Source organism: Mesorhizobium sp. M4B.F.Ca.ET.089.01.1.1, assembly GCF_004022605.1.
GTDB lineage: Bacteria > Pseudomonadota > Alphaproteobacteria > Rhizobiales > Rhizobiaceae > Mesorhizobium > Mesorhizobium abyssinicae.
In genome coordinates this window covers 1-6355 of the sequence record NZ_RZOS01000344.1, presented here as the reverse complement: position 1 = coordinate 6355, position 6355 = coordinate 1, and the positions used below count along the sequence as shown (strand labels likewise).

Genomic DNA, 6355 nt, shown 5'->3' with positions numbered 1-6355 from the left:
GCTCAGGCAGGCCTTTGCCTGGAACCACCGCTGGACGACGCCGCGCGGCGAAGCCGGCCTGCGCCGTTACCTGTCCGAACGGAAAAATCGCCAGGCGGCCTGATCAGGCGGCCGCGAAAAAAAGGGGCCATAACGGCCCCTTCTCTCTTCATGCGAACTGCAAGCGTCAGCCGGCGGCGGCGACTGCACGCTTGGCCATGACCGCGATCAGATTGGCCCGGTAATCCGCCGAGGCGTGGATGTCGCTCATCAGGTTCTTCGCCGGCACCTTCACGCCATCGAGGGCCGACGCCGCGAAATTTTTCGCCAACGCCGCCTCGATCTCCTTAGAGCGAAAGACGCCATCGTCGCCGGCGCCGGTCACGGCGGCGCGGACCCCGTCCTTGCCCTTGGTGACGAACACGCCGACGATCGCATAGCGCGACGCCGGATTGCGGAACTTTTCGTAGGCCGCCTTGGCCGGCGCGGTGAAGCTGACGGCCGTGATGATCTCGCCATCCTTCAGCGCCGTCTCGAACAGGCCCTTGAAGAACTTGTCGGCTGATATCTCGCGCTTGTTGGTGACGATCGTTGCCCCCAGCGCCAGCAGTGCCGCCGGATAGTCGGCGGCTGGATCGTTGTTGGCGATCGACCCGCCGATCGTGCCCTTGTGGCGCACCGCCGGGTCGCCGATCAGCGATGCCATATGGGCGAGCGCCGGACAGGCCTTCCTCAGCTTCTGGTCATTCGCGACGTCGTGGTGCGTGGTGGCGGCGCCGATGGTCACCGTCTTGCCCGACACCTTGACGCCTTGCAGTTCCTTCAGCCGGGACACGTCGACGAGGTCCGAGGGCGCGGCCAGCCGCGTCTTCATGGCGGGGATCAGTGTCATGCCGCCCGACAGGAGCTTCGCTTCGCCGCTTTTCAAAAGCTTGGCGGCCTCGGCAACCGAGGCGGCACGGTGGTAGTTGACCGAATACATGCTTGCTCCCTCCCTCAGTGCTTGGTCTTCGCGCGGATCGCGGTCCACACCGTGGACGGCGATGCCGGCATGGCGATGTCGGCAATGCCGATGGCATCGGTGATGGCGTTGATCACCGCCGGCGGCGAACCGATGGCGCCGGCCTCGCCGCAGCCCTTGATGCCGAGCGGATTGCTCGGGCATGGCGTGTTCGAGGTCGAGACCTTGAACGACGGCAGGTCGCCCGCGCGGGGCATCGTATAATCCATGTAGCTTGCCGTCAGCAATTGGCCGCTGGCGTCGTAATAGGCGCCTTCCAGCAGCGCCTGGCCGACGCCCTGGGCGATGCCGCCATGCACCTGCCCCTCGACGATCATCGGGTTGATGATGTTGCCGAAATCGTCGGCGGCCACGAACTGGATGATCTCGGTCGAGCCGGTCTCCGGATCGATCTCGACCTCGCAGATGTAGCAGCCGGCCGGGAAGGTGAAGTTGGCCGGATCGTAGAACGCCGTCTCCTTCAGGCCCGGCTCCATGCCGGCCGGCAGATTGTGGGCGGTGTAGGCCGCCAGAGCCATCTGGAACCACGGCACGTTCTTGTCGGTGCCGGCAACCTTCAGGGCGCCGTTCTCGATGACGATGTCGCTCTCGTCGGCCTCGAGCAGATGCGCGGCGATCTTCTTGGCCTTGGCCTCGACCTTGTCGAGCGCCTTGGAGATCGCCGACATACCGACCGCGCCCGAGCGCGAGCCGTAGGTGCCCATGCCCATCTGCACCTTGTCGGTGTCGCCATGCACGATCGACACGCTGTCGATCGGCACGCCCAAGCGCTGGTTGACCAGTTGCGCGAAGGTCGTCTCGTGGCCCTGGCCATGGCTGTGCGAACCGGTCAGCACCTCGATCGTGCCGACGGCGTTGACGCGTACCTCGGCCGATTCCCAAAGGCCGACGCCGGCGCCGAGCGAGCCGACCGCCGCCGACGGCGCGATGCCGCAGGCCTCGATGTAGCAGCTCATGCCGATGCCGCGGAGCTTGCCTTGCTTTGAGGCGGCGGCCTTGCGCTTGGCAAAGCCGGCGTAGTCCGATGCCTTCATCGCCGCGTCGAGCGAGGCGCCATAGTCGCCGGCGTCATAGTTCATGATGACCGGCGTCTGGTGCGGGAACGACTTGATGAAGTTCGTCCGCCGAAGCTCCGCCGGCGACACGCCGAGCTCGCGCGCGGCGGTCTCCATCGTGCGCTCCAGCAGATAGGTCGCTTCCGGCCGCCCTGCCCCGCGATAGGCATCGACGGGCGCGGTGTTGGTGTAGACGGTGCGAACGTTGGCGTGGATCGCCGGCATGTCGTATTGGCCCGACAGCAGCGTGGCGTAGAGATAGGTCGGCACGCAGGACGAGAACAGCGACATGTAGGCGCCGAGATTGGCGATCGTGTCGACCTTCAGCCCGGTGATCCGGTTGTTGCTGTCGAAGGCCATCTCCACCGTCGAGACATGGTCGCGGCCATGCGCATCCGAAAGGAAGCTCTCGGTGCGGTCGGCGACCCATTTCACCGGCACGCCGGTCTTCTTCGAGGCCCACAGGCAGACGATCTCTTCCGGATAGATGTAGATCTTCGAGCCGAAACCGCCGCCGACATCGGGCGCGATGACGCGCAGCTTGTTCTCCGGCGCGATGTTGTAGAAGGCGCTCATCACCAGCCGCGCGACATGCGGGTTCTGCGATGTCGTCCAGCAGGTGTAATGATCCTCGGCCTTGTCGTAGTGGCCAAGCGCTGCCCTGGGCTCCATCGCGTTGGGCACCAGCCGGTTGTTGACGATCTTCATCCGGGTGACGTGCGCCGCGCCCTTGATCGCCGCGTCGACCGCCTTGGCGTCGCCGATCTCCCAGTCGAAGATCAGGTTGTTCTCGGCTTCGGCATGGATCTGCGGCGCGCCCTTCTCCAGCGCCTTGGTCGCGTCGACCACCGCCTTCAGTTCCTTGTAGGTGATCTCGACAGCCTCGGCTGCGTCGCGCGCCTGGCCCTTGGTTTCGGCAACCACGATTACGACCGCGTCGCCGACATAGCGGACCTTGTCGACGGCCAGCGGCGACCATGCGCCCATCTTCATCGGCGAGCCGTCCTTGGAATGGATCATCCAGCCGCAGATCAGATTGCCGATGCCGTCGGCCTTGAGCTCCTTGCCGGTCAGCACACCGATGACGCCAGGCATGGCCTGTGCCTTCTTGACGTCGATCTTCCTGATCTGCGCATGCGCGTGCGGGCTGCGCACGAACGCTGCATGCTTCATGCCAGGAACCACCATGTCGTCGACATAGCGGCCGGCGCCGGTGAGGAACCGCTTGTCCTCCTTGCGCGCCACGCGGGCGCCAACACCTTCAATGCCCATATGAAATTCCTCCGGAATTTAGGGGAATAGGTCAGTAGGGAAGTAAGGGACTAGGGAATTAAGAGCCAATTGGCTTACTCCCCTATTCCCTTACTCCCCTATCAAGCAGCCCGTTTCGTCTTGCCCTTCGACCCCTTCGCCATCGCCTTCGAGGCGGCGAGGATCGCCTTCACGATGTTGTGGTAGCCGGTGCAGCGGCAGATATTGCCTTCGAGCTCGGCCCGCACCGTCGCCTCGTCGAGGCCTTCAGGATGACGCGCGATCATGTCGGTCGCGGTCATGATCATGCCCGGCGTGCAGAAGCCGCATTGCAGCCCGTGATGCTCCTTGAACGCGGCCTGCACCGGATGCAGGTCGGCGCCGTTGGCGAGCCCTTCGATGGTCACCACGCTGGACCCTGAGGCCTGCGCCGCCAGCATCGTGCAGGACTTCACCGCCTTGCCGTCGACGTGCACGACGCAAGCGCCGCATTGCGAGGTGTCGCAGCCGACATGCGTCCCGGTCAGGCCGAGATTCTCCCGCAAGAAGTGAACCAGAAGCGTACGGTCCTCGGCGGCGCCACTGACGCGCCTGCCGTTCACCGTCAACGATATGTCCGACATGAAACCTCCCTGGGTATTTTACCTTGGTCGTCCTGGCGCCGTTTTCCTCCCGGCGCCTGGCTGTTCGCCCGTTCACGTGCCGCACAAAAGCGAGAAAAAATAGCTTGGGCCCTCCACGGGGCGAGAATGCAGTTCGCCCGAAAAGTCGCATATTGTACTTTCGGTCACGCCGTATGGGGGCGGACCATTGCCAAAGCGCCGCCGTGAAGACAACAATGCCTTTCGACGCCGCTCGCCCGACGCGCACAAGACAACGTCGGAGGAAATGCAGGAGAAGGCAGCTGGCCAGTTCGCGGACGCGCTATGCATGCGGCCTCTCGGCGCTCACCACGGATGAGCCCGACGCCAATGCCTTCGCCCGGGCAATCGCGGCGGAAGCGGCGGCGATCGACGCTGGTTTCGCGCTGCTGTTCTTCTCCCAAAGTCTGGTCGATGCGGCGGCGCTGTCGCAAGCGCTGACCGAGCACGCGCCGGCGCTTGCCTATGCCGGCTGCTCGACCGCCGGCGAAATCACGCCGCAGGGGCTCGAGGACGGCCACATCCTTGCCCTGCTCCTGCCGTCCGCCTCGTTCGCCACGGCCAGCATCATGGTCGACAATCTCTCCTCGTCGGGCATGGACAGGATCACCGGCGAGGTCGCGGCGCTCAGGCGCTCGCTGCGCGGCCGCGTCGGACATGGACGGGCCAAGGATACCTTCGCGCTGTGCTTCATCGACGGGCTGTCCTATGCCGAGGAGGCCGTGACGTCGGCCATCCATTGGGGGCTGGATGACATTCCGCTGATCGGCGGCTCGGCCGGCGACGACCTCAAATTCGAGACCACCACGCTGATCTCGAATGGCAAGGTCGCCTCCGACAGCGCCATCATCATGCTGATCGCCACCGAAATCCCCTTCCACGTCTTCAAGACCGACAATTTCATTCCCACCGACGAGAAGCTGGTGGTGACCGCTTCCGATCCCGATCACCGCATCGTGCGCGAATTCAACGCCGTCAACGCCGCCGAGGAATATGCCGCCTCGGTCGGGATCCTGCCGCATACGCTGACGCCGCTGAGCTTTGCCTCGCATCCGGTAGTGGTGAAGGTGGGCGGCGAATATTACTGCCGCTCGATCCAGAGGATGCATGCCGACGGCTCGCTCTCCTTCTTCTGCGCCATCGACGACGGCGTCGTGCTCTCCATCGCCCAGCCGAAGAACATGTTCGAGGCGACACGCGCCGCGCTCAGCGATGTCAGGGAGCGGCTGGGCGGCATCGACATGATCCTCGGTTTCGACTGCGTGCTGCGGCGGCTCGACGCGCGCAACCGCCAGGTGTTCCGGGATATTTCGGAGCTCTACCGGGTCAACAACGTCATCGGCTTCGGCACCTATGGCGAACAGTATCGCTCGATGCATCTCAACCAGACCTTCACCGGCATCGCCTTCGGCGATCGCCTGGCGGCCGAATAGCGCGCGGGCCGCCCCATGCCGCTCCGGGATATCAACGACCTCGAAAAGCTGAAGAAGATCAACGCCGCGCTGGTCAGCCGCGTCGAGCGCTCGATGGACCAGCAGGGCAACGCCTTCTCGCTGTTCCAGACCGCGATCTCGCTGGAGAACCGGGTGCGCACGCGCACCGACGAACTGCACTCGACCCTGCGCCGGCTCGAGCAGACCAACATCGACCTGATCGCCGCCAAGGAAACCGCCGAACTGGCGAACCTTTCCAAAACCAGGTTCCTGGCGGCCGCCAGCCACGACGTGCTGCAGCCGCTGAACGCCGCCCACCTCTCCGTCTCGGCGCTGGCCGAGGTGCAGACCAGCGAGGAAGGCAAGAAGCTGGTGCGCCAGGTCGAGCGCTCGCTGGAGACGATGGAGGACCTGCTGCGCACTCTGCTCGACATCTCCAAGCTCGACGCCGGCGTTGTGCAGCCCGAGATCGGCGATGTCAGCCTGGAGACGCTGTTTTCCTCGCTGCGTTCGGACTTCCTGCCGGTGGCCGAACTGAAAGGGCTGACGTTGAAGTTCCGGCCGGTGAACGCGCTGGTGCGCTCCGACCGCACGCTGCTGCGCCGCATCCTGCAGAACATCCTGTCCAACGCGCTGCGCTACACCCGCTCCGGCGGCGTGCTGGTCGGCACCAGGCATCGCGGCGATATTATCCGCATCGACGTCGCCGACACCGGCTGCGGCATTGCCGACGATCAGCGCGAGGCGGTGTTCGAGGAATTCCACCGCGGCAGCACGGCGCTCACCGACACCGGGCTGTCCGGCGGCGGGCTGGGACTGGGCCTCGCCATCGTGCGCCGCATGGCCGCCGCCCTTGGCCATCCGGTGACGTTCTCGTCGAGGCTCGGCCGCGGCACCATCTTCCACATCGACGTTCCGGTTGGCATCGGCGCCGCGGCCGATACGACCGCCAGCAACGCCGATCTGGAGCGGCCG

The 6355-nt window shown here is 65.1% G+C and carries 5 protein-coding genes; 2 read left to right on the top strand and 3 right to left on the bottom strand.

Going from position 1 to position 6355, the window contains the following annotated elements; genetic code table 11:
- Positions 1–166: 166 nt before the first annotated feature.
- The 3 genes from EN780_RS25080 to EN780_RS25070 all read right to left on the bottom strand — a co-directional run bounded on the left by EN780_RS25080 (position 167) and on the right by EN780_RS25070 (position 3929).
- Positions 167–961, bottom strand: a complete 795-nt coding sequence (locus EN780_RS25080) for a xanthine dehydrogenase family protein subunit M (protein ID WP_127393493.1) — start codon at positions 959–961, stop codon at positions 167–169.
- Between the two features lie 14 nt (positions 962–975).
- Complete coding sequence (locus tag EN780_RS25075; protein ID WP_128275621.1) at positions 976–3327, bottom strand: xanthine dehydrogenase family protein molybdopterin-binding subunit; 2352 nt, start codon at positions 3325–3327, stop codon at positions 976–978.
- 101 nt (positions 3328–3428) lie between these two features.
- Entirely contained in the window at positions 3429–3929 is a 501-nt protein-coding gene (locus tag EN780_RS25070; protein ID WP_127285950.1) for a (2Fe-2S)-binding protein, read from the bottom strand.
- Between the two features lie 215 nt (positions 3930–4144).
- Between EN780_RS25070 and EN780_RS25065 the strand changes: the two genes are divergently transcribed.
- Positions 4145–5380, top strand: coding sequence for an FIST signal transduction protein (locus tag EN780_RS25065; RefSeq protein WP_245500118.1), 1236 nt, complete (start codon positions 4145–4147; stop codon positions 5378–5380).
- A 15-nt stretch (positions 5381–5395) separates the two neighbouring features.
- The coding region (locus tag EN780_RS25060; RefSeq protein ID WP_133372707.1) for a HAMP domain-containing sensor histidine kinase at positions 5396–6355 on the top strand (960 nt) is incomplete at its 3' end.